22 protein-coding genes are annotated in these 24,339 nt (G+C 59.3%); 17 read left to right on the top strand and 5 right to left on the bottom strand.

Translation table 11 applies throughout. The features are described from left to right. Positions 1-5: 5 nt before the first annotated feature. Positions 6-293 carry a co-chaperone GroES gene (gene groES / locus B5X82_RS20045; protein WP_047166865.1) on the bottom strand — a complete coding sequence of 96 codons (288 nt, stop codon included), beginning with the start codon at positions 291-293 and terminating at the stop codon, positions 6-8. 121 nt (positions 294-414) lie between these two features. Between groES and lnt the strand changes: the two genes are divergently transcribed. The 7 genes from lnt (at position 415) to B5X82_RS20010 (ending at position 7,330) form a co-directional block, all read left to right on the top strand. After that, the gene (lnt, locus tag B5X82_RS20040; RefSeq protein WP_079649947.1) at positions 415-2,181 is read left to right on the top strand and encodes an apolipoprotein N-acyltransferase; all 1,767 of its coding nucleotides are present in this window, start codon (positions 415-417) and stop codon (positions 2,179-2,181) included. Between the two features lie 84 nt (positions 2,182-2,265). Then, positions 2,266-3,474, top strand: a complete 1,209-nt coding sequence (gene metK, locus B5X82_RS20035; RefSeq protein ID WP_079649946.1) for a methionine adenosyltransferase — start codon at positions 2,266-2,268, stop codon at positions 3,472-3,474. 133 nt (positions 3,475-3,607) lie between these two features. Further along, the gene (locus tag B5X82_RS20030; protein WP_079649945.1) at positions 3,608-4,177 is read left to right on the top strand and encodes a class I SAM-dependent methyltransferase; all 570 of its coding nucleotides are present in this window, start codon (positions 3,608-3,610) and stop codon (positions 4,175-4,177) included. Between the two features lie 10 nt (positions 4,178-4,187). Then, positions 4,188-4,880, top strand: a complete 693-nt coding sequence (gene trmB, locus B5X82_RS20025) for a tRNA (guanine(46)-N(7))-methyltransferase TrmB (RefSeq protein WP_079649944.1) — start codon at positions 4,188-4,190, stop codon at positions 4,878-4,880. A 117-nt stretch (positions 4,881-4,997) separates the two neighbouring features. Then, complete coding sequence (locus tag B5X82_RS20020) at positions 4,998-6,227, top strand: tyrosine-type recombinase/integrase (protein WP_235862737.1); 1,230 nt, start codon at positions 4,998-5,000, stop codon at positions 6,225-6,227. Positions 6,228-6,317: 90 nt separating this feature from the next. Continuing rightward, positions 6,318-6,932 (top strand): hypothetical protein, encoded by a 615-nt coding sequence (locus tag B5X82_RS20015; protein ID WP_139385142.1) that lies wholly within the window; start codon positions 6,318-6,320, stop codon positions 6,930-6,932. A 44-nt stretch (positions 6,933-6,976) separates the two neighbouring features. After that, entirely contained in the window at positions 6,977-7,330 is a 354-nt protein-coding gene (locus tag B5X82_RS20010; protein ID WP_079649941.1) for a DUF3768 domain-containing protein, read from the top strand. A 192-nt stretch (positions 7,331-7,522) separates the two neighbouring features. On the opposite strand, the gene B5X82_RS20005 is transcribed toward B5X82_RS20010, so the two are convergent. Next, a complete protein-coding gene (locus B5X82_RS20005) occupies positions 7,523-7,735 on the bottom strand; it encodes a helix-turn-helix domain-containing protein (protein ID WP_079649940.1) in 213 nt (70 codons plus the stop codon). Positions 7,736-7,827: 92 nt separating this feature from the next. On the opposite strand from B5X82_RS20005, the gene B5X82_RS20000 reads away from it, so the two are divergent. Further along, complete coding sequence (locus B5X82_RS20000; protein WP_079649939.1) at positions 7,828-9,090, top strand: hypothetical protein; 1,263 nt, start codon at positions 7,828-7,830, stop codon at positions 9,088-9,090. Positions 9,091-9,180: 90 nt separating this feature from the next. Here B5X82_RS20000 and B5X82_RS19995 read toward each other — a convergent pair whose 3' ends face one another. Both B5X82_RS19995 and B5X82_RS19990 read right to left on the bottom strand, forming a co-directional pair. Continuing rightward, positions 9,181-10,257 carry a YaaC family protein gene (locus B5X82_RS19995; protein ID WP_176152636.1) on the bottom strand — a complete coding sequence of 359 codons (1,077 nt, stop codon included), beginning with the start codon at positions 10,255-10,257 and terminating at the stop codon, positions 9,181-9,183. A 140-nt stretch (positions 10,258-10,397) separates the two neighbouring features. Then, entirely contained in the window at positions 10,398-10,976 is a 579-nt protein-coding gene (locus tag B5X82_RS19990; protein ID WP_079649937.1) for a recombinase family protein, read from the bottom strand. A gap of 235 nt (positions 10,977-11,211) precedes the next feature. Here B5X82_RS19990 and B5X82_RS19985 point away from each other — a divergent pair, with 235 nt between their 5' ends. The 4 genes from B5X82_RS19985 to B5X82_RS19975 all read left to right on the top strand — a co-directional run bounded on the left by B5X82_RS19985 (position 11,212) and on the right by B5X82_RS19975 (position 14,800). Continuing rightward, a complete protein-coding gene (locus tag B5X82_RS19985) occupies positions 11,212-11,604 on the top strand; it encodes a hypothetical protein (RefSeq protein WP_139385141.1) in 393 nt (130 codons plus the stop codon). Beyond that, positions 11,601-12,257, top strand: coding sequence for a hypothetical protein (locus B5X82_RS19980; protein WP_079649935.1), 657 nt, complete (start codon positions 11,601-11,603; stop codon positions 12,255-12,257). The genes B5X82_RS19985 and B5X82_RS19980 overlap by 4 nt, the downstream gene beginning before the upstream one ends. 72 nt (positions 12,258-12,329) lie before the next feature. After that, positions 12,330-13,904 carry a hypothetical protein gene (locus B5X82_RS26460; RefSeq protein WP_139385140.1) on the top strand — a complete coding sequence of 525 codons (1,575 nt, stop codon included), beginning with the start codon at positions 12,330-12,332 and terminating at the stop codon, positions 13,902-13,904. Positions 13,905-13,993: 89 nt separating this feature from the next. Next, entirely contained in the window at positions 13,994-14,800 is an 807-nt protein-coding gene (locus B5X82_RS19975) for a DUF5677 domain-containing protein (protein ID WP_079649934.1), read from the top strand. Between the two features lie 17 nt (positions 14,801-14,817). On the opposite strand, the gene B5X82_RS19970 is transcribed toward B5X82_RS19975, so the two are convergent. Beyond that, entirely contained in the window at positions 14,818-15,264 is a 447-nt protein-coding gene (locus B5X82_RS19970) for a very short patch repair endonuclease (protein ID WP_079649933.1), read from the bottom strand. 69 nt (positions 15,265-15,333) lie between these two features. Between B5X82_RS19970 and B5X82_RS19965 the strand changes: the two genes are divergently transcribed. The 5 genes from B5X82_RS19965 (at position 15,334) to B5X82_RS19945 (ending at position 24,321) form a co-directional block, all read left to right on the top strand. Further along, positions 15,334-16,848 (top strand): DNA cytosine methyltransferase, encoded by a 1,515-nt coding sequence (locus B5X82_RS19965; RefSeq protein WP_079649932.1) that lies wholly within the window; start codon positions 15,334-15,336, stop codon positions 16,846-16,848. A 177-nt stretch (positions 16,849-17,025) separates the two neighbouring features. Beyond that, entirely contained in the window at positions 17,026-18,537 is a 1,512-nt protein-coding gene (locus B5X82_RS19960) for an ATP-binding protein (RefSeq protein ID WP_235862736.1), read from the top strand. Then, the gene (locus B5X82_RS19955) at positions 18,530-21,289 is read left to right on the top strand and encodes a Z1 domain-containing protein (protein WP_079649930.1); all 2,760 of its coding nucleotides are present in this window, start codon (positions 18,530-18,532) and stop codon (positions 21,287-21,289) included. Before B5X82_RS19960 ends, B5X82_RS19955 begins: the two co-directional genes overlap by 8 nt. After that, the gene (locus B5X82_RS19950) at positions 21,276-22,253 is read left to right on the top strand and encodes a PD-(D/E)XK motif protein (protein WP_079649929.1); all 978 of its coding nucleotides are present in this window, start codon (positions 21,276-21,278) and stop codon (positions 22,251-22,253) included. The genes B5X82_RS19955 and B5X82_RS19950 overlap by 14 nt, the downstream gene beginning before the upstream one ends. Then, entirely contained in the window at positions 22,246-24,321 is a 2,076-nt protein-coding gene (locus B5X82_RS19945; protein ID WP_079649928.1) for an AIPR family protein, read from the top strand. Before B5X82_RS19950 ends, B5X82_RS19945 begins: the two co-directional genes overlap by 8 nt. Positions 24,322-24,339 lie beyond the last annotated feature (18 nt).

The following is a 24,339-nucleotide window of genomic DNA, read 5'->3' as shown; positions in this document are numbered from 1 at the left end:
TGGTGTCAGCCAACAATGCCCAGGATGTCGGATTCCTTCATGATCAGCAGGTCTTCACCGTTGATCTTGACCTCGGTGCCCGACCATTTGCCGAACAGGATCTTGTCGCCGGCCTTGACGTCGAGCGGCGTGACCTTGCCGTCCTCGGCCTTGGCGCCGCCACCGACGGCGACGACTTCGCCTTCCTGCGGCTTTTCCTTGGCGCTGTCGGGGATGATGATCCCACCGGCGGTCTTCTCCTCGGCCTCGACGCGGCGGACGAGCACGCGATCGTGCAGCGGACGGAAACTCATGCGCTTCACCCTTTCCTAGCAATCTTTCGGCAAGGGCCGGGCCGGCCCGCCGAATCCCTCAGGTTGGAAACTTTTAGCACTCACTGAAGGCGAGTGCCAGCAGGCATATGTGCAGCGCCCCATGGGCTGTCAAGCGGGCCCCTCAGGCATTTTTTCGCCGATCGGCGAACGCGCCTCTTCCCGGCGGTGCGGCGGTCGCGATATGGGGGACCGTCCCTATGGTTCAAGCTGGGTGATGCGCAGACTTATCCCGTTCAAATACCCGGCGATCGCATTCGGCCTGGGACTCGTCTCGGCGCTTGGTTTCGCGCCGCTCAACTGGTGGTTCGTCACGCTGCTGTGCATGGCGGGGCTGATGGGGCTGTTGCTCGCCGCAACACGCGCGCGAGACGCGGCGTGGCGTGGCTGGTGCTTCGGCGTCGGCCACTTCACCTTCGGGAACAACTGGATCGCCACCGCCTTCACCTTCCAGGACGCGATGCCGCACTGGCTGGGCGGCATCGCCGTGTTCCTGCTTGCGCTCTACCTCGCGCTGTTCCCGATGCTCGCCGGGCTCGGCGCCTGGGCGCTCAACCGGTTGCCGGGGCTGGCGGAGGCGCGGCGCAGCCGGATCGAGCGCGACCAACGGCTCAGCAAGCTCAAGGGGCTGATCCCCGCAGGGATGGAGCCCCAGGCGGCGGCACCGCCGGTCGCGGCGCCCAGCCCCTTCGCCTTCGTCCCGCTATTCGCCGGCTGCTGGATCGTCGCCGAATATCTGCGCAGCATCGCCTTCACCGGTTTCGCGTGGAACCCGCTCGGCGCCGTGATGGTCGCGCCGACCAGCGCCGAGCCGGCCTGGATCGGCCTCACCCGGCTGGTCGGCACCTACGGCTTGTCGGGTTGGATCGTGCTGCTGTCGGGCATCTGGCTGTTCGCTTTCCTGCCGGGCACCAAGCGCCGGCGCTGGCAGCGGGTCGGCTGGGCGCTCCTTGTCGCCATGCTCGCGCAGATCCTGTCGGCCTGGTTGCTGCGCCCGCTGCCGCCGCGCGCCGGGCCGCGCATCGTGGTCGTCCAGCCTAACATCAACCAGAACGAGAAGTGGGACCCCAAGCTCCAGCTCGCCAATTTCCGCCGGTTGAGCGAGCTGAGCGGCAAGCCCGGACCGCAGCCGCGGCTGATCCTCTGGCCCGAGGCGGCGACCGCCGACTTCCTCGAGCTCGATCCTCCGGCGCGATCGCGGATCGCCGGCCTGCTGGGGCCGAAGGACAAGGTCCTGCTAGGCGGCGACGCGCTGCTCTTCGACAAGGCGGGCGAGTTGGTCGGCGCGCACAACAGCCTGTTCGCGCTCGATGCGCGGGGCGACATTCTCGGCCGCTACGACAAGGCGCACCTCGTTCCCTATGGCGAATATCTGCCGGCGCGCACGATCCTGTCGGCGATCGGCCTGTCGCGGCTGGTGCCCGGCGACGTCGATTTCTGGTCGGGGCCCGGCCCGGCGACGATCGCCGTCCCGGGCTTCGGCAAGGCCGGCATCCAGATCTGCTACGAGATCATCTTCTCGGGCCAGGTCGTCGATGCCGCCAACCGTCCCGACTTCCTGTTCAACCCCTCCAACGACGCCTGGTTCGGCCGCTGGGGCCCGCCGCAGCACCTCGCCCAGGCGCGGCTGCGCGCGGTGGAGGAGGGGCTTCCGGTGATCCGATCGACGCCGACCGGCATCTCGGCGGTGGTCGATGCCGACGGGCGGCTGCTCCACAGCCTCGCCTGGCACACGGCCGGCGCGATCGACGCGACGCTGCCGCCGCCGCGCCCGGCGACGCCGTTCGCACGCTTCGGCAACCTGCTGCCGCTGCTGTTCGCGGCGCTGCTGATCGCGGGCGGAATTGCCATCGCCTTCAAGCGCCGCTAAGGGACATATAACGAAGTCTTTATATCCTTATGTCCGTTTGTTGGCTAACAGGCGGCGGTCATTCAAGAAGGCTCACCGATACCCATGCGCAGCAATTATCTCTTCACGTCGGAAAGCGTGTCCGAAGGCCATCCGGACAAGGTTGCGGACCAGATCTCCGATGCGATCGTCGACCTGTTCCTGTCGAAGGATCCGGAGGCGCGGATCGCGTGCGAGACGCTGACGACGACCCAGCTCGTCGTGCTGGCGGGGGAGATCCGCTGCAAGGGCGTGTATGAGAACGGCGCCTGGGCGCCGGGCGCGGAGGAGGAGATCGAGCGGACGGTGCGCGAGACCGTCAAGGCGATCGGCTATGAGCAGGACGGCTTCCACTGGCAGACCTTCCGCTTCGAGAACAACCTGCACGGTCAGTCGGCGCACATCGCCCAGGGCGTGGACGCGAGCGGCAACAAGGACGAGGGTGCCGGCGACCAGGGCATCATGTTCGGCTTCGCCTGCGACGAGACGCCCGACCTGATGCCGGCGACGCTCTATTATAGCCACAAGATTCTCGAGACGATGGCTGCCGACCGGCATTCGGGCGCGGCCCCCTTCCTCGAGCCCGACACCAAGAGCCAGGTCACGCTGCGCTTCGAGAATGGCAAGCCGGTCGCCTGCACCGCGATCGTCGTCTCGACCCAGCACGGCAAGGGCTATGACGAGGGCGCGAAGGAGGCCGAGCTCAAGGCCTATGTGAAGAAGGTGGTGGCCGACGTGCTGCCGGCCCATCTCCTCTCCGACCAGACCGTCTATCATATCAACCCGACCGGCAGCTTCGAGATCGGCGGGCCCGACGGCGACGCCGGCCTGACCGGACGCAAGATCATCGTCGACACCTATGGCGGCGCGGCGCCGCATGGCGGCGGCGCTTTCTCGGGCAAGGACCCGACCAAAGTCGACCGTTCGGCGGCCTATGTCACCCGCTACCTGGCGAAGAACATCGTCGCGGCCGGCCTCGCCCGCCGCTGCACGATCCAGCTCGCCTATGCGATCGGCGTGTCCGAGCCGCTGTCGCTCTATGTCGATACCCATGGCACCGGCACCGTCGCCGACGACAGGATCGAGGCGGCGATCCAGGGCATCAAGGAACTGGGCGGCCTCACGCCGCGCGGCATCCGCACCCATCTCGGCCTCAACAAGCCGATCTATCGCAAGACCGCAGCCTATGGCCATTTCGGCCGCAAGGCCGAAGGCGATCATTTCCCCTGGGAGCGCACCGACCTGGTCGACAAGCTCAAGACCGCTCTGGCCTGATCCGGGAACGGGCTCCGCGGACGAATCCGTGCGGGGCGCCAGGACTGCTTTTCGTGATGTCCCGACGGTCAGGTGCTTCCACCCGGCGGCAAATGGGCCTAGGGGCATCGGCGTGACGTCGAGCGGAGCGCCCATGTCTGATCTCGCGGCCTTCCTGCGTGCCTGGGCGAAGGATCCGCTCGGCATCGCGGCGGTGGCGCCGTCGGGTCCGTCGCTCGCCCGGCTGATCACTGCGGAGATCACCCCCGACATGGCCCCCGTGATCGAGCTGGGCCCCGGCACCGGCGTCTTCACCAAGGCGCTGCTCGAACGCGGCCTCCAGCAGTCTGACCTCGTCCTCGTCGAGAACGAAGCCGATTTCGCCCGGCTGCTCGAAACCCGTTTCCCCCAGGCCCGCATCCTGCGCGGCGATGCGGCGCGGGTGCGGCGGCACCGTGCGCTGTTCGACGGCGACCTCGCCGGAGCGACGATCTCGGGCCTGCCGATTCTCAGCATGAACGCCGGGCAGCAGATGAAGATCATGGCGGGCTGCTTCGGACTGATGCGCCCCGGCGGCCGCTTCTACCAGTTCAGCTACAGCCCGGTCTGCCCGGTCCGCCGTCCGGTGCTCGACCGACTCGGCCTGAAGGCCCGCCGCCTGTCGAGCACGCTCCGCAACCTTCCGCCCGCCGCTGTCTACGAGATCAGCCGCGTCGACGAGTGATGGTTTCCCGATGAACGATCCTTTGACGATCCGCCGCCTCTATGGCCGGCGCCAGGGCCACAAGCTGCGCCAGGGCCAGGCCGAGCTGGTTGAGCGGCTGTTGCCCGAAATCTCCGTGCCCGAGGCGGGCGAGCTGACCGCGTCCACACTGTTCGGCGACGCCGAGGGGCAGGGGCGTCCGCTCGAGCTGGAGATCGGCTTCGGCAAGGGCGAGCATATGGCGTGGCAGGCGAGCCAGCGGCAGGGCCACGGCTTCATCGGCTGCGAGCCCTTTCTCGACGGCGTGGTCGGCGCGCTGATGAAGATCGACGAGCTCGGCCTCGCCAATGTCCGCATCCACATGGGCGACGCGATCGAGGTGCTCGAACGGCTGCCCGATGCTTCGCTCGACCGCGCCTGGCTGCTGCACCCCGATCCCTGGCCCAAGGCGCGCCACGCCAAGCGCCGCTTCATGAACGCCGGTCCGATCGGCCTGATCGCGCGCAAGATGAAGCCGGGCGGCGAGTTCCGCTTCGGTACCGATCACCCGGTCTACGTCCGCTGGGCGATGATGGTGATGGGCCGGTCGCCCGACTTCGAATGGCTGGGCGAGCACCCGTCCGACTTCCTCGTCCGCCCCGACGACTGGCCCGAAACCCGCTACGAAGCCAAAGCCCGCGCCAAGGGGCACGAGGTATGGTATTTTCGTTACAGGCGTCGATAGAGTCGGCATCTTCACCAGATACGCCCATATTTTATAGGGTTTTCGTCCTCCTCATCACCTTGCGATCACCCACGTTCCTACGTAATGTGCTTACTACGTGCTTGCTGGAGAGGCGTGGTGGAAGCTAGGAAGATCACCCAAACGGTCGTTGACGGCCTTTCGTCATCCGGTCGAGACGAGTTCCTGTGGGATACGAAGCTCAGCGGGTTCGGCGTCAAGGTGTCTGCTGGAGGTAAGCGCTCCTACGTTTATCAGTTCAGGCTAGGCGGCCGAAAGGGCTCCACGCGGCGCATCACGATTGGTGAACATCGCAACCCTTGGGATGCGAACGACGCCAGGGAGAGAGCCGAGCAGTATGCGCGCGTGGTTGCACAAGGAATTGATCCTGTCGCGGCCGCTGCGGATGCGCGGCGTATCGCGGTGGATCTAGCCTTCCCTGCCTATGCAGAGAAATTCATCGATAGCTGCGAAGGCGAAGGCTGGCGGAAACTCGTGAGCGGGACATTGAAAAATCACGTCGTCCCCCACCTCAAAAAGAAGTCGCTGCCTCAGATTCGGAAAGGTGACATCACCGATGTCCTCGACCGGCTTCCGCCAAAGCAGGCAGCCTTGAAGCGTAACGCGTTCGCCGTGCTTCGCCGCCTTTTCAGCTGGGCTGTCGGCAGGGGCGATATAGAGCGCTCGCCGTTCGAAGGGATGGAGGTTCCTCCGCCCGTACCCGCACGGGATCGCGTGCTCACCGACGAGGAGATTGCCATCATCTGGTCAGCAGCAGCCGATGCGGGTTCGCTCTTCGGACCGATCGTTCGGCTGCTCCTGGCAACTGGTCAGCGCCGAGAGGAGGTCACCCAGATGGATTGGGCCGAGGTCAAGCGCTCTGAGGCTCTGTGGCGACTGCCGAAGGAGCGAGCAAAGAACAATGTAGCGCACGTGGTGCCGCTCAACGAGTTGGCGATCCAAGTCCTAGACCGCGTGGCGCGAGGGGAAAAATGGCCTCGATCGGGTGCAGTGTTCATGACCAACGGCAAAGGGCCATTCACCGCTCATGCCCGCGGGAAGAAGCGGATCGACAAGCGGGCAGAGGTTCTCGCAAAGAAGCCTCTCGCCCCGTGGCGCCTGCACGATCTCCGACGCACGATGGCTACCAACTTTCAACGGCTCGGTATTCGATTTGAAGTGACAGAGTCTGCCCTGAACCACGTTGGCGTCTCACGGGTAGGGGTTGCCGCAGTCTATCAGCGGCACGACTGGCTGGATGAGAAAATTGACGCGTTCACGGCTTGGGCAGCCCATCTAGAAGCTGTGTTCGAAAAAGCTACGAAAGCGGCCGAAATGCCGAAGAAATAGCGATCCGCTTGATTTTTCAGTTCGTTCCGCTAGTATAACCATATGAAAAGGTTGGGTTTTGAGCCACTGGGGCGCTTTTAGGCGATGGGGGTGAGCGGCAAACGTCGCATCACCTCAACGATACCCTCGACATCCCTTCGCCCTCCTGCAGTGGAAATCGGCGCTCGCCATCAGATCGAGCCGTTGCGGCAAGGTGAGCTAGACTTGCTCTGCGGGATTCTGAGTCCCCTGAATGCCATCAGGTTGGCGCTCCATGCCACTGCACCACTCAGCAGAGCGGGTAGTAAGAGGCTGTTCGAGGCAGGCGTCCGGTTTCTCCATGGCAAGAGCGGTGGTCCAGAAGCTGTCTATGCGGGAATGGGTACGCGGCGCTGGCATCAGATCGCTAAATGCATGGCTGAGCGGGCGTCCGGTTCATCCATGACCATTGAAGTCGAGCGACCGACATTCGATGCCGTTCCGACTGTTGAGCAGGTTTTCGCTTGGATCGAATTGAGCTTGGCAGCGGGGAAGCCGGTGTTGCTCCGGCTGGCGAAAGGGGTGGACCATTTCACCGTCGCGGCAGGCATCACGGCAACTCGCGTCTTCCTATTTGATTCCACTGGTCAGAGCTTCCTGAAACAGACGTCCTGCCGGGGGTCTGAGAGTTTCTACCGCATCCCGCCAAAGGCCCTTGCTCGTATCGCTGTGAGCCGACGCGGATAGCCGGCGCTCCAGCGCCATCCACACAACGCGAAGGAACAAAGACCATGGAGATTCCAGGGACGAAGAGTCACGCCTGCAAAACAGCGCGCATCCGCGAGCTGAATGATCGCCTGCGTAAGCGCCACGAGGGCGGCAGGGTAATGCTCACCGAGGGCATTCGGTCGCTATCCGTCGGAACGGTTGCTCGCATCCTCATTGCCGTCCGAGACTTCGGCTCCTTTGATCATCGCAACGATCCGTTCCGTGAGCACGACTTCGGCCGCGTTCTGATCGACGATCACGAGGCGTTCTGGAAGATCGACTACTACGGCGTGGATTGGGACACCGGGTCGCCCGATCCATCCGATCCAACTGTCACCTGCCGCGTGCTAACGATCATGCTCTCGGTGGAATACTGAGATGTGGCACGAGCATGATGGCGGGCCGTGCCCCGTCGAGCCAGCAGCTCAGGTTATGATCAGGTTCCGCAACGGCCAGGAATCCGGTCCATTCCCAGCATCAAACTGGCGTTGGAAGTCGTGGCCGGGGGGCGAGAGTGATTTCGACATTGTCGCATGGAGGCCAGCGTGACGCCGACCGTGGCTCATCCACTACGATTGCGGGCTGACCAAATCCAAGTGCGTGACGCCCAATGCCTGAGCCAGCTCATAGAGCGTGACGATCGTGGGATTGCGTTTACCCTGCTCCAAGCCGCTGATGTACTGCTGGCTGAAGCCGGATCGCTCGGACACCTGCTCCTGAGTCAGCCCTTGCTGCTGCCGGATTCTGGCGAAGTTTTCCCCGACCAGTTTGCGCATGTCCATGTGCCGACACTTGCCGGCTCATCGGAAAGCTCGTTATCAACTATAGTATGTAATGGTGCGCGTGGGCGGCGCGTCGATAAAGGGGGTGATCGGTGAAGGCGCGTGGCATCAACTGCGAGGTCGAACTGTTCGACCACCATATCGTCATCAAGCGGACCGGGCTTTTTGCCGCTGGCTCTAGGCTGGGCGGTGATAAGTCGGTCCCGTTATCGAGCATCACCTCGGTGCAGTTCAGGAGGGCGGGCATGTTTTCGCCCGGCTTCATCAAGTTCGGTATTCTGGGAGAGGCGGACCCAGGCTGGGACAAGCTGATACATCCCAACGTCGTTGGCTTCCGCAGTTCGCAGCAGGTGGCGTTTCAGCGCATCTGCGATGCTATCCAGTCGTCGATCAATCTGCCCTCTCTAGCGGTGCTTGCCTCACAACATGCCCGAGAACGATCCGACCGAGCGATCCCATCCAGTTCCGCAGAGGGGGATGGCAGCAGGCATGAACACGTGTTGATAGATGCATCCAGTTCGCGCCTGCCAGGGGCGGCGGCTGATCAAGATGTTGATGCGACGCTTAGCCACGAGCCGGACTGGAGCGCTTGGGGACGGCATCTCAGATTTCTACTCAAGATGACGGGTTATTCGATCGCACTCTCGCTGTTCGTTGGCGCGACCGGACTAGGGCAGCGGCTCGAAGGGTTCGATCTCATAGAGCTGCCCGGCGTCAGCTTTCGGTTTATCTCGCTCGTCCTTTTCATTGCGCTTGTCGTCGCGTTGGTCTCGCCCATCGCCCGCATAATTCCGCTCGCTAACGGCCCGCGTCTTGCCCATTGGATCAGACGTGCGCCTCGCATCAGCGTCACCACGATCATCTTTGCGATCCCGATTATCCTCGTAACCGGTGGACCGTCGCCATATCCGCAAGAGGCTGCCCCCGACCGGGAGATCGTCATCGAGCATACCGGCCAACCCGACGCCCAAACCGCTGAACTGCCCACAAGGAAGACCTCAACGGCGGCGGTGGTAGCCCCGGCGAACGATTGGTCAGGGCGTTATGACGGCACTTTCGATGGTGCGACCGGCAGGATCGACATTGTTCGCACGGACGAAGGCAGGCTCTCGATTTCGATTGGCATGGAAGGTGAACGCTGCGCCGGCAGCGTAGATGCCGTCGTCAGCCCACCAGAGGGTAACACGATCATCATCGCGAAGGCACCTCATGAAGACGGGGCATATCAGGAGAGCGCCTGCCGTCTGAGCCTGCGGAAGCAAGGAGAGAGGATATCGATCAAGGAAGAAGAAGTATGTATGAATCATCACGGTATGAGCTGTGGATTTGACGGCACAGCAGATCGGGTCAGGTAGTTCTAAGTGCTGCCTTTGCGGTCCACGTGTGCCATATCCGCGTCCGACCCGATCCAATTCGTTCGACGATCAGGGGCAGACCTATTTGCGCTAGAAGCTGCTTTGGCGGACGCCTGCCGGAGATATCTCGTGTCCGGTGATCTCCGCTGCAATCTCGTCGATGAACTGATTGCGGGCGACCTCGACGAATTCATAGATTAACCAGTTTTTCCCGCCTTCTAGCAGGCGGTTCAATTCAACTGGTTTGTATCTCGCAATCTCGCTGAAGCGGTGCATTGCCATGAACATGAGTGTCAGATTGTTACGCTGGATCCGGGTCGTATTGGCTAGATAGCGCTTGAGATACCAGTTTGGTCTTTCCCCGCTGATGTAGTTGATCTCTAGGCGCAGCTCTCGATGGAAGGCACAGAGAGATGTGATATCGGCATCGGTCGGCCTCCGCGCTCCAGACCAAGCGAACGTATTTATCGTCTCAATAACGTGCCGGCTGCTGTCGAAGGACGCCGCTTCCCACTCAGCTTCGGTCAGCTCTCGTTTACGATAGCCTGCGGGGAATGTTCGAACCGTCTGCCCGTGGCAGTGCTCGATAGGCAGATCGGCTTCGAAGCGTGCCTGCCCCACACCCGATCTGACATAGCGTGGATTAGCAATGCTGAGAAATAACTCGTTCCTTGAATAGCTAACTGAATAAGCTCGATGAATGAATGCGAGGTTCGAAAGGACATCGCCAAGAGCATAGGTCCGCGCCGCCTCCATTTCGCCGAAATATGAGATGAGCGAAGGGAGTACTCCGGAACCTTTAATCTTGATGCCTTCGTTGTCGAGGCGGATGCGTCCGTTGGCGGCGGTTCGCATGTCGAAACCCGCAACACCGTGATACGGATTGTAGGCCACACCTTTGGCTTCAAGCAGCGTCTTCGTTGCATTGAGGAAGGCGTAGTACAGCGGAAGGGGGGCCGATTCTGTTGGAAGATCCCTTGCAGCATCAAAAAAATTGCGGGCTTGGTTCCAATATATCTCCGCATTCACAAGGTGCTGCTTCCGCAACCACAGCGATACATATTCCCAAGGTGTTGATGATATGATCCTCTTTTCGCGGAAACCTGGCGCACAGGTAGCCCGAGCGAATCGCACAGGTCTGTCCGAAATTCTGATTTCGTCGCTCAAGCCCACACCCCCATTCAAATGCAGTCGATCCTGACTTTATCTGCAAAGGGTTCACTGAGCTAATCGGAATAAGACATGTTCAGCGCTAGCGATAAGCCGATATTGGTGGACATGCTTCGAGTAGGTGGGATTTTATATTCTCAGATACTCGCGCAGTACCGGGCGACGGTTGCCCGGGACAGCCCGAACTGAGTAACGGTCTGGCTGAGACTAGCATTGTTATCTCGCCGCCATTGGGCCACTTGGATTGGGTCAGCAGCCTTCGGGCGCCCCAGGCTGAGCTTGCCCTGATGAGTTTTGCCGGTCGCCGCTAAAGCCGCACGGGCTGCGGCCCTGCCATTATCGCAGCGCTCGACGATCCGACGCCGCTCCATGTCTGCCACCTGAGCCAGGACGGCGACTACAATCTCGCCAACGCCCCGACCGATCGCCCCGAGGCCGTGGACATGGACGGTGATGCCCATCTCGATGAGCCGGCGGACGGTGGCCTGGATGTCGAGGGCATCGCGGCCGAGGCGATCGATAGCCGCGACGTGGAAGGTATCGCCCTCGCGCACATATTTCAGGAGCTGGGCGAAGCCGGGGCGATCAGCAGCAGGGATCAGGCCGCTAACATCGCTGTCATCGAATTCCTTGTCGAAGTTGCCACCAAGCTCGACGCGTTGAGCGTCAATGCTCTGGTCGCGAGATGAAACACGGTAATAAGCTATCCGGGACATGTGCGCTCCCTATCAAAACCTACTCAGCCATTCTGAAATAGGCGCACAAGTCCATTTAATATCTTTTGATACCGTGATCCAGATCGCAATGCGGGAGTATCGTTACTTACAACTATTGAGGATGGATCAGCGCAAGATGCCGAGCCCGTACAATTTTTCGGCCCGTCAGAGGCTAATTGCGGCAAGTTGCGGATCGTGGTTAGGCTTGAGCTCAGGTTTTTGGGTGGAGCGTCGCGTGGACGACAATGACTATCTTGAACTGATCAAGCTCGTGACCGCGCGGCTCGTCCAGAACGGCTTTCCGGAAATTGCTGATGAGAATCTCTACGGAACGACGGACGATGATGGGCGATTCCGGTTGGCAGCACCGTACCAGCGGCTGCTTCAAATGCTTAAGGCGTTTGAGCGTCAGCTCAAGATCACAGACGCGGAAACTTACGCCAAAGCGCTTGGAATTATCAATAATCGGCTCCGGCGCGGGTATGTCGAGCGGGTCGAGGTAGAACCTGCGGATGGCGAGACAATTCGCCGCTCCTACTTTCTTTCGGAACTACCAAACCGCCAAGCTGTCCGCAGCGAGCTCAACAGCCTGATCGCACGGCTGCACGATACGCGAGAGGGCGCATGATGGACCTCGACCAAGCCGAGCAAGACGTTGAGGCGATGTTTGCGGCGTACGCGGCGAGTATTCCAGCCGACCCGTCAGAACTTGCCACCATGAAGGACGGCAAACTTTATGAATTGTTCGTTCTCGCGAAATTGATCGACGACCTTTATAGTCGGGGGTGCATTATCAACTTCAGTGGCACCACGCTCAAATTCAAGGCGGGGCCAGGCATGATAAAAACGGCGGATCCGCATTTTGAGGTTGAGACGCCGGACGGCCGCACACTCTATCTGTTCGTAGACATCGAATTTCTGACGATGAGCCGAGCAGCGCTTGGGGTAACCGACAATAGCGATCGGCACGAACTGGATATCGTGCTCGTCAAAGGTGCTCCGGCCTATCCTTCTCACGACGAGATCGTCCTTGGAGTCGAGTGCAAGTCAGGCGCTTTTAGCAAGGCCCTCCTGAAGCAGGCACTTGGCGTGCGGCGCGAAATGTCGCTGCTCACGCCGTTCGAACGACCGTCGTGCCTGAGCGACATGGGAGCCATTGAACGTCGGGTCCGAGCCGAGCCGGCATCCGAGTTCTGGGTGGCGCACCTCGACCCGGCAGGTAGCGCTTACCAAGACGGCCCGGCCTTCTTCGGAATCGACTTTCGCCATATCGAGCCCTGACAGCCAGAACGCGGGCGTATGCGCCGCTGATGCGTCGGAGACTTTGATCTGCGTTCGATGCTAATAGGCGATATGGCTGAAAACGCGTCCGATGAACTTGCCTCCCGCCCCTTCAACCTCGCAGACATCGAGGAGGAGGAGCTTGAGCGCCTCATTTCCATAACTGATGACACGGTCGTCATCTTATTACCCGTTCCAAGCATTGGCTCGAGCAATTCGCATATCGATATCTGTGACGATTTGATCGAGATATCATGGTTCGCTGAACTTATAGCATCCGTATCCGGTTCGGTGACTGCGCGTGAGGATTATGACGGGAGCCGATATAGGACGAGCTATCTTCTTACAGTAGATCGGCCCGGCCCCGGCTTTGGTGCGGCCATCCGGAAATCTGCAATTCTGTTTAACAGAGACGACGATGACGGCGACGATTTTCAAACTCGGTATGCGGATGTCCGAAATGAGGTCCTAGACTATGAAGATTCCTTGTCGGAACGCGGCTGTGCGGCCCCGGAGATTCTCGAATCCTATTACGCCAATCTTGTAGGTGGTGCCTACAATGAGCTGCGGTACGAAGCCCCTGAGCGCTACGCTGATGATGTCGCAAAATTTCCCGAACGCCGAGTTGAATTCTGGAAGAGTGCCTTCAGCGCTCGCATAGGAGCACAGTGCTACACGTCGTGCGATAGCTGGCTAATCCCGGCCGCAGTCGATCCTGATTCGGTGTTTTTGGCTACAGACCAGCAATATCGGATAGGCAATTTCATTGCGGGTCAAATTCTGACGATCGCAAACGCCTCATATGTCATTGCCGATGGCTTAGTCATGCATTTTCCAATGAGCCAGTATTTCAAATCGCGTGTCTGCGCGAGTTTTGCGGTGCTCGAAGAGGATGATAGCTGGCCATCTGAGGCATTTGACTGGTCAGACGCTTCATTCACCTGTTCGCCGTATCGAGAGATGCTGCTGGCACAAATGCCAGAAGATGCTCGCGCGCCATCTCCACGCGAAGCTGCATGCCTTGTCGATCCCAACGGGTCTCTCGTCATCATCAACGACGGACAGTTCAGGCATATTTTATACGATACGAAGTCACTCCAACCAACAGATGTCAAACAACTGCACTCAATCATCACCTCAACCTCCGAAATCATCGCGACAGGAATCGATGGCTCTCCAGACTTGGCGTGCGATTGGTCCAGTTTGACCGACGAAGACTTTGAACAGCTCTGTTACGACGTCATTCTCACTCATCCGCGGTTTGATCGCGACACGATAAGAAAACACGGCAAATCTCGTTCGCGTGATGGGGGCAGGGATATAGAGGTCTTCGATATGCCTCATCGTGCCGGTGGTGCGAGGCGAAAATGGATATTCCAATGTAAGCTTGTCAGTGGATCTGGGTCGCTGTCGGCGAGCAAGGTGCTCGATATCGGCGATATGCTCGATCACTATGATGTCGGTGGCTTCGGTGTGATGACCTCAGCACCGATTGATGCGACGCTATACGATAAGCTTGATGCCGTTTGCGACCGGCGAGGCGTTGAGAAGCTCACGCTGTCAGTGCTCGAGCTTGAGCGGACACTCGCGAGAAATCCCGTGATCCGCGAGAGATATTTTGGAACGCAGACAAGGAATAGGTCATAGATCTCGCGATCTATGGTGAATGTTGTGAGGTCTGAATGTACACTGAGGATCTTATCTCATCCCAACGTGCTTGGGCGGAGGAAGGCCTGATGGCCGCAAGGGAGCTGCTCCCGCTCATGTCGCCCGTCGGTTCGTATGAAGGTTGGGAAGCGATTGAGCGGGAGACTCTCGGCTTTCTGTTGTCTGCCACAGCTAGAGCATCGGAAAGCGCATTGCTTCTCTGTGCCTACGGCCAGCTCTGGGATGCTGAGGTGCTTGCGAGATCGGCACTCGAAGGAACCCTGAAGTTCGCTTATCTCTTGCAGAGCCCCGACACGTTCACGCAGCGGCATACTGAATATGCCATCAATCTTTTTCACATTGCGCTGATGAAGGATCATCTGAAATGCGCGGAGTTGCTGGCCGCAGTTTCTGATCCGGACAGCCTGCAATGGAGGCCCATCAAAGACCGCCTGCTCGACGATGATGAACTGGTCGAGTTGCGGGCAACTTACGACCGGGTTCATCGGCGCGAGCTTGAAAATCGATGGGGCTTCACAGGTCTAGTCAGTGAATTATCCCGGTCTGGTGATCGATTATTTCGCGGCTTGGGGGCCGTTGCCCATACCTACTCTATCGCCAGCCACGTTCATCACATGGATATGGTTGGAGCCTCGCTCCCGCTTGATCGCGATAGGCGATCCGCCGAGCGCCGAGAAGCGATACATCAAACGCACGAGGCGCGCGTGATCAGCGATCTGCTAAATTTCATGCTGCTTAGGTTGTCGGTCGGGTACCGTTTCCTGGGAATAAGCTTGGCTACGCTTCTGCCAGCGAAGGCGAAAATCGATGCATTACATGCGAAATTTGAGCCAGCTTGGTCGAGCTGGTTGAATATTGAGTACGGCGACGACTAACAAATCCCTCCTCGCGGTTAGAGGACAGGAAGCTCAAGGCTTTTATTCTTCCCCCTCAGCCACTGCTCCAGGGTGTCAAAGAGTTCGGTCTGATCAGCGGATCGCAAGCCGCACTCCCATATTATGGCAGTTCGCCACCCGCCGCGTTGAAGAGCAGATATGCTTGCACGGTCGCGGGCGACATTCGCGTCAAATTTCGTTTGCCAGAATTCAGGCCGCGATGCTGGCGATGTTGCATAGCGACAGCCGGCATGGCGATGCCAAAAACATCCGTGAACCTGAATGATCGCCTGCCATCTTGGCAACACGAGGTCGGGAGAGCCGGGCAAGGATCGATCGTGGAGGCGAAAGCGAAAACCGCGAGCATGGAGGGCGCGCCGCAGACGCATCTCAGGTTGAGTGTCCTTCCCTCGAATTCCACTCATCATCCGCGATCGGGTCGCTGTGTCGACTACATCGGCCATGCGTTTTCCCCTGGATGATATTGACAGACCTGGTAAAGGCTCGACCGAGAGGTCGTTAGCAGGGTGGCAATGTTCAAGGTTGTGGACCTCTTTGCCGGGCCGGGCGGGCTGGCAGAAGGCTTTTCCGCTGTGCGCGACGAGAGCGGCAAGCGCGTCTTCGACCTAGCCTTGTCGGTCGAGAAGGAAAGTTCGGCGTTCGCGACACTCCGCCTTCGTAGTTTCGTTCGACAGTTCGAAGATGAGTTGCCTGCTGCATATTACGATTATCTCGCAGGAATACTCACTCGCGATCAGCTTCTTTCGAAATATCCCGAGCAATGGGCCGCCGCCTGTCGCGAGACGCTCCAGCTCGAACTAGGTACACCTGAAGGCATCGAACGGATCAACCCGCTTCTGGATGCAATCAAGCAAGCCAGCGACGGCAGAACAATTCTTGTCGGCGGCCCACCCTGCCAAGCCTATTCACTCGTAGGGAGAGCACGAAACAAGGGAATTGCAGATTATGTGGCGAGTGATGACCACCGCCATTTTCTCTATCGAGAATATATCCGCATCCTTGCCCGCCTGAAGCCTGCGGCGTTCGTCATGGAGAATGTCAAAGGTTTCCTTTCGGCCAGCGTTGATGGCGATAATATCTTCAAGATGGTTGTCGCCGATCTGCGCAATGCGGGTGGCGACAATGCCTATACGATCGTGCCCCTTTCAGCAGGCGCGGGCCGAGGCGGAGCGAAATATATCCTCCGATCCGAGGAACACGGCGTTCCGCAGCGCCGGCATCGCGTTATCCTGTTTGGTATAAGAAACGATCTGACTGGATCACAACGCGCCTCGGCGATCGCCGAGCACATCCTTGAAGTCCAGTCGAGATCACCATCCGTTTCCGACGCAATTGGCGACATGCCTCGTCTGCGCAGCACGCTAAGCCGTACAGCGGACAGTCCCGAAGCCTGGCGCAATGAAGTCCTGAGCGCCTTCCGTGCCGCTGCCAGCGCCGCCTTTACAGAGGAAGACGAAAAGCTTGATGAGGTCGCGCGGCGACTCATCGAGCATGCTGATGCGATCTCCGCCATGACGGAAGTGTCGCCGACCGGCTCAGCCGCATTGGCTGGCGTTCGAGACAATGAGCTGGCCGCCTGGCTGGTAGACCGCAGGCTGCACGCGCTACCAAACAACGAGAGCCGCGGACATATGGCGAGCGACTTGGCTCGCTACGCCTTTGCGGCCACCTTCGCCGAACTCTTCGACAGATCACCCAAGGCTTCGGAATTTCCGGTCGGCCTGGCTCCGGCGCACAAGAACTGGACATCAGGCAAGTTCAACGATCGGTTCCGGGTTCAGTGCGCGGATCAGCCGTCAACCACGGTAACAAGTCATATCGCAAAGGATGGGCATTATTTCATTCATCCTGACCCCAGGCAGTGCCGCAGCCTGACCGTGCGAGAGGCGGCTCGCCTGCAGACCTTTCCCGACAACTATCTGTTTGAAGGGAACAGGACGCAGCAATTCACTCAGGTCGGAAACGCAGTTCCCCCGCTGCTCGCATTTCAGATCGGCAAGGCAGTTTCGAACATCCTGTCCGACTAGGCAGACGTAGCGAAATCCGGTCCAATCTGGGTAGACTTTACCCTTGCACGCGGCCTCCCGGCGTGCAGACTCCTTGGTGGGAACGGGGGATCGAATGGCGTCGTGTGGGTTGGCAGCCGTGATCGTGCGGCACACACACCTGTGCTCTAGGCACGAATCCGAAAAGCGCGCGCAGTCGTGAACACGGCCTCGCACCCATCGATGTCGAAGCGATATGCCGATGCTACGCCGCATGCAGCATCGCTGATCCAGAGCCTGCGCGACATTGGATATTCTTGCGAGACGGCCCTCGCTGACATCATCGACAATGCGATCACGGCTGAAGCGCAAACGATCGAGATCATGTCGGATGCGGGTGCTGCCCACCCGGCGTTAGCGATCATCGATAACGGCCTCGGCATGTCGGTCGACGAGCTGGTCGAAGCAATGCGGCCGGGCAGCCACAATCCGCTTTCGGAACGCGCATCCGGCGATCTTGGCCGCTTCGGTCTTGGATTGAAGAGCGCGAGTTTTTCGCAGTGCAAACGCCTCACGGTCATCAGCCGCCAGGAAGGTGCGCTGTGCGGAGCAGTCTGGGATCTCGACGAGGTCGCAAATACCAACCGATGGGAAATTCAGCTTTTAGAGGAGTTCGCTGACATCCCCTGGATTGACCGTCTTGGGCCGAGGGGGACGCTCGTGCTGTGGGAGAAGATGGATCGCCTAGCTGGAGGCATCGAAACGGATCAACGAAAGCGAGCTGAGTACATCAATCGGGCGATCTCCGGCGCGGAGCGACATATCCGCCTCGTGTTCCACAGGTTCATGTCGGAAGGTAAGCCGCCTCTCGCAATTCGCCTGAACGAACGAAAGCTGGAACCGCTCGACCCTTTCGGGACCAAATTCGCGAGTCATCAAGAAGATCGGGAGGACAGCCTTGAGCTGGGCCGTGGCACCGTGACCTTCCAGTGCTTCACGCTTCCCCATCACAAGTCGATCACCAAGGCCGAATGGGATGATCTGGGCGGCCCAGAGGGCCATCTGCGATCTCAAGGGTTCTATGTCTATCGAGGCGGCCGCTTGATCATTGCGGGTAGCTGGCTCGGTCTGGCCAGACAGACCGAGCTTACCAAGCTCTGCCGGATCAAGGTCGACATCCCCAACACGATGGACGCCGACTGGAAGATCGACGTCAAGAAGGCGTCGGCACAGTTGCCGCCGCCAGTCCGGGAGCGGATGCGCCTGCTGGTAGAGAAGCTGTCCTCCACATCGAAACGGACATATCAGCGGCGCGGGCAGCGCCTCGTGGACGAGTCGATCATGCCCCTCTGGCAGCGCATCCAGAAGGACGGCGCGGTGATCTACAGGCCCGATCCTGCGCATCCCGTATTCGCGGATTTTTCCGCCCGGCTTCCAGACGAGCTGCAGGCCGACTTCGCCAATCTGATCGGCCTCGTTGGATCGTCAATGCCGGTCGCGGCGCTCCATGCCGATTTTGCGGGAATACCTGAGGAGGTGCTCGTTGATGACGTTGACGAACCTGCTCTGCGCCAGTTGGCAGAGGCGATGATACCGCGACTGCTCGATCAGGGAATCACGGATGATCTGATTCCTACCATTCTTAAGCAGATCGATCCGTTCAACACCAACTGGCCGATCTCTGAACCGATCATCAGCGACATCATCGCAAAGGAAAAAATGGATGGCTGACGTGCTCGCCAGTCTTGACGGAGTGGTTTCCCAACTCGTCGCCGATCAAGACGCGCCAACAGCCGAGAGCGTAAGAGCGCTGATCTCCGCAATGCGGGTTTCGCCGATGTTCAGCGAGGTGTCCGATGAAGATGCGGAGAAACTCGCTCGCCGACTTGAGGAGCGGATCGGGATCAGCATGGGGCTCGGTGCGGCCGTTACGGACACCGATTTCAAACCGTGGCTGAGCGATGCCAAAGCGAATGGGTTGATCGATCCCTATTACTGGAGTCGATACAAGAAGCTGTTGCAGGCAAAGCGGCTGCCCAGCGAGGTCGTCACATCCACCGATTTCGTTACCGACCGTATTCTCGATCGCATGGGCAACCCGTCGGAGGCTGGCACTTGGGAGCGCAAGGGCATGGTCGTCGGCCATGTCCAGAGTGGAAAGACGGCGAACTATACTGGTCTCGTGTGCAAGGCTGCCGATGCAGGCTATCGGTTGATCATCGTCATTGCTGGCATCCACAACAACCTCAGGAACCAGACGCAGGAACGTATCGACGAGGGCTTCGTCGGTCGTGATACCGGCAGACTTGAGAAGAAGGACACGCGTGAGAAGCCGCGAACGGTCGGCGTTGGAAATTTCGACGACAGGAAGGCTCCCGTCAGCCTCACGACCACACTTCGCGACTTCAACAAGGCGACCGCCACTACCAACACCAGTCAGATCGCCTCCTATGCAGTGCCGGTCGTTTTGGTCATCAAGAAGAATTCCAGCACGCTGGCTAATCTCATCGACTGGCTGAAGGAGCATAGCGCTGGCCGCGCTTCGGAGATGGTCGATCAGCCCATGCTTCTGATCGATGACGAGGCAGATAACGCATCGATCGACATCAAGTACGGCAAGGACGAGGTTTCCAGGATCAACGGTCAGATACGTAGCCTTCTGGGTCTTTTCAGGCGCAGTTGCTATGTGGGCTACACCGCCACGCCTTTTGCAAACATATTCATCGATCCTGACTCGGACGATGATGTGTACAGGCAGGATCTCTTCCCCCGGCATTTCATCATCGGTCTGGATGCGCCGACGAATTATTTCGGTCCCCGGAAGGTGTTCGTCGATGGCATCCCGGAGGAGGAGGGCGCGCGCCCGGATTATCTCCGCTTCATAACCGACAATGGCGATGTTCTGCCGGTCAAGCACAAGATTGATCATCCGGTCACGGAATTACCGTGCAGTATGCTGGACGCATTGCGATCGTTCATCGTGGCGCGAGTGATCCGCAATCTACGAGGGCAGAAGTCGCAGCATGCGTCGATGCTGGTGAATGCGTCCCGCTTCACTGGCATCCAGAACATGCTGCGCAATCGCCTGCACGAGCATCTGAAAATCATCGAGGATGCAGTGCGCGTTGACGCCGCCAAAGATGACGCCGCCGAACGTAATCTGGAAATCGCCGCTCTCAAGGAATGCTGGCAGGACGAATATTCAGATGCGGGAGTCGAATGGCAACAGATTCAGGAGGGCCTGCTTTCGGTTGTCTCATCCGCGTTTGTAGTAGCCGTCAACAGTGCATCGCCGGAAGGGCTGGATTATTCCGCGAAGCGCGAAAATGGCCTGACGGTCATCGCCGTCGGCGGCTTCTCACTTTCTCGCGGCCTCACGCTCGAAGGCCTCACCGTTTCCTATTTCCTCCGAAATAGCCTGATGTACGACACCCTGATGCAGATGGGCCGCTGGTTCGGCTATCGCGGCGATTACGAAGACCTCTGCCGCATCTGGATGCCGGAGGAAGCGGCTTCTTGGTACGCACATATTGCGGAAGCAGTCGAGGAATTGCAGGCCGAACTGAAGAAGATGGAGCAAGCCAATGCGACACCAGAGCAGTTCGGCTTGGCTGTGCGGAGTCATCCCAGCGCGTTGATGGTCACTGCGCGCAACAAGATGGGATCAGGAACGAAACACGTCCTAGTTGGCCTTTCCAACAACTTCATCGAAACTACCAAGCTCAACGCCTCTGGCATCTCGCTGGATAAGAATCGTGGCGCAAGGGACCGCCTGCTCGATGCGTTGATCCAAGCCGGTCATACGCCTGAAACTGCGATCGAAGGCCCCGGCGGTTTTGTGCTGAGCGCTGTGCCGGTCTCCGTTGTGGAAGATTTCCTGCGCGACTTCGACAATGAGCGCGAGTCGGTGTTGACCGACACGCGACCGGTGCGCGCCTACATCAGCGATCGGCGCGAGAACGAGCTAGCTCGCTGGGACATCATGATTGCTTCCCGAAGTCGGGACCCGGACAATGAACGCGTATCTCTCGGCGGCTGGTCAATCGTGCCACTCAGGCGAGCGGTGGGCGGCGACGACCTGGCTCGTAACGTCCTCTCGATCAGTGGCAAACGCGCTCGCGTCGCATCCAGAGGAATGGAACGTGCCGGTCTGTCGGATCCCGTCGCGCACGCAGCCGAAGATGCCTATCGCAAGGAAAATGGGCTCGGAGCTGACTCTAACGTCAACTTCCCCGACAGAATCTACCGTGCCCGAAGAGAACGGCCGTTGCTCATTCTCTTCAATCTCAGCATCAAGGAAGACAAGGTCGACCAGGCTTTCATAGGCAAGTTGCCTACCCAGCCTGTGGTCGGCTGGGCGATAAGCTTCCCCGTGTCGAACAGGCCCGACCAGAAGGTCGAATACATCCTCAACACGACGAAGCTGCGCGAGATGTTCGGCGACGAGGATGAAGACGAGGACTATCTCGATGACCGCGAGTGACGATCCTTGGGAAGGACTGACGACGGGCGGAAAGGACGCGCGTCGTGTCGACCAGAATGGCCGCCACGATTATTTCTGGATCGTCTCCGGCAACCTTGAGCCGGGTTTGATGCTGCAGCTGGGCGAAGGCGTCGAGGAGCAGAGGCCGCTCCCGAGGATGCGCAGCATTGATCTTGGCTATCGGGATGTCGGCTCCCGGAAGGCTCTCGTGGTTGTTCTGAAAGACTTGGAGCAGAAGGAGCTTTTTGCCAGCCTTTGCCAGGACATCGTCCGGGCTGGAGAAAATGCTGCGGATAATCAGGATGCTCTGACGCGATCGGTCCGTCGCACTTTGCGCTGGCATCATCTCCTGCGAGGCGGAAAGACGAGCCTGCTATCGATCGAGGAACAACGGGGCCTGCTGGGCGAGTTGCAGTTTCTATCGCGGCTCGTTGAGCTTATCGGCCCCCGGGCCGCAATCGAAGCATGGAAAGGGCCATCGGGCTCATCCAAGGATTTCGAACTTGATGGCTGCCTGATCGAGATCAAGGCGCGACGAGGTGCTGCGAAGCCTTACGTCCAGATATCCTCCGAAGACCAGTTGGCTGATGTCGCCGATTGCCGACTGTTTCTGGTCGTGAGTGCGATTGATGCCGCTATAAAGCCCAACGGCAAGACGCTGACAGACCATGCACTAGATGTGGAAAAGCTTTTCAGCATGGCTGACCCGGAAGCATATTCGCTCTGGGAAGAGGCGATTGAGGCGTCCGGCTTTTCCTTCGATGATGATTACTCAGAACGGCGGTGGACGGTGGGCAAGTCCACCGAGTTCGAGGTGCTGGACGGATTCCCGCGCATAGCGATGCCAATCGCAATCGGCGTATCCTCGGTCCGCTACAGTGTGAGCCTCGAAGCCTGCGCGCCGTTCTCGATCGACCCACGCATCCTGAACGATCTTATCAGTGAAGGAATGGCTCATGGATGAGCTGGCCGAATACCATCGAGAGCTGATCGCGAGCATACAGGGCGATGCAGACGCCATGGGGCTGATCACGGCGGAAGCGTTTCTCGAGATGATGAAAGACGTCCTCGATGAGGCAGGCGAGGTGTCAGGCATGGACATCTGCTATTACCGCGGGACGCACGAGAGGAAGCCACTTCAGATTGACGGTTACGGATGGGACGCAACCGATGAGGAAGGCGTTCTCAGCTTGGTGATATGCGACTTCGTTGTTTCGGAAGAGCCGCAGGCAATCGTGAAGGCTGGCATCAAGCCCCTTCTCCAGCAGCTCGTCAATTTCGTCATGGCAGCACATTCCAAGGACTTTCGTGATAGCATCGAGGAGACCAGCAGCGCGTTCGTCCTGTCTGACCTGATCGCGCGCTCGTGGAAGAAGGTGAAGAAGATCAAGCTGATCTTGGTGACGAACCGGATCAACAAGGCCAACGCCGACGCCCAGCCCGTTGGCAACATCGGCGATGTCCCCGTGACATCAAATGTATGGGATTTGTCCCGCCTGCTCCGCTTCGTGAATTCCGGTCAGACTCGCGAGGATCTCGTTATCGATTTCGCTGAGCAGTTTGGCGGAGCCGTCCCGGTGCTGAAGGCATCGTCGGACGGTTCGCCTTTCGAAAGCTACATCGCCCTCATTCCCGGCGCTCAGCTCGCGGAAATTTACGACAAGTGGGGAGCCCGGCTCCTTGAAGCCAACGTCCGAAGCTTTCTGCAGGCCAGGAACAAGGTCAACAAGGGAATCCGGGATACCATCCGGGATCAGCCCGAGATGTTCTTTTCCTACAACAATGGCCTGACTGCTACGGCCGAGGCCGTCGAAGTGATGGAGATGGGTGACGGATTCTACCTGATGTCCGCCGATAATCTTCAGATCGTGAATGGGGGGCAGACCACCGCTTCGATCCACGCTGCGAGGAAGCTGGATCAGCTCAGGAATGTGCTCGTCCAGATGAAACTGACCGTCGTTTCCTCGGATCAGGCCGAAGAGGTCGTTCCTCGAATCTCCGAGTTTGCCAACAGCCAGAACAAGGTCAACGCGGCCGACTTTTTCGCCAATCATCCGTTTCACGTTCGGATGCAGGAATTCTCTCGCCGCGTTCTCGCCCCGTCTGGCGACGGTAATTACCGAGAGACGAAGTGGTTCTATGAGCGCGCTCGTGGTCAGTTCGCGGACGAGCGTGGCAGGCGGAGCGTTGGTGAGCGCAAGAAGTTCGACAACGAGTTCCCGAAGGCGCAGTTCTTTACCAAGACCGATCTCGCCAAGTACGAAAATTCGTACCGTTGCAGGCCGCATATCGTGAGCTTGGGCGCACAGAAGAACTTTGGTGACGTCGCGCGAGCCGTTGGCAAGGAATGGTCAGATAGTGACAGCCGCTTCGATGAACTCTGGTTCAAGCGTCTGATCGCCAAGGCCATCATTTTCCGCAATCTCGAGCGGCTGGTGCCGCATCAGCCATGGTACACGAGCGGGTATCGCGCGAACATCGTCACTTACGCGCTGGCCAAGATCGTTCATGACGCAGAGCAACGCGAGAAAGTCCTCGATCTCGATCAGGTCTGGCGAATGCAGCGCGTCCATGTGGTGCTGGAGCGGGCGTGTCTCCGGGCGGCAGAAGCAGCCAACGAGGTGATCTCAAATCCGATCGCCGGCATGCGGAATGTCACCGAATGGGCCAAGAAGGAAGGTTGTTGGTCGCGACTGGCCGCAACGTCAGTTCCCTACGAAAAGGATTTCTTCGAAGCTCTGATCGACCCAGCGCAAGCAAAGGCCGTTCGTCGAGAGGCGCAGCAGGAACAGAAGCTTCTGGACGGAGTGGATGCCCAAGCCGAGGTACTCGCCGCTGGCGGGGAATATTGGCAGGGTTGGCTCGATTATGGACAATCAGTCGGCAAACTCAGCCCCCGCGACATTGGCATCCTGTCAACTTGCGCACAGGTGCCGGCGAAGGTGCCATCGGAAAAGCAGTGTGTTGCGGCCGTCGCGATACGTGATCGACTGGACGCTCACCATCAGGCAACCAGCGAAGCCATTGCCTGAAATTGGGCTTCGATCTAG

The organism is Rhizorhabdus histidinilytica (assembly GCF_900167915.1).
Classification (GTDB): Bacteria; Pseudomonadota; Alphaproteobacteria; order Sphingomonadales; family Sphingomonadaceae; genus Rhizorhabdus; species Rhizorhabdus histidinilytica.
The sequence above is the reverse complement of the archived record's forward strand: the minus strand, read 5'-3'. Positions and strand labels throughout refer to the sequence as shown.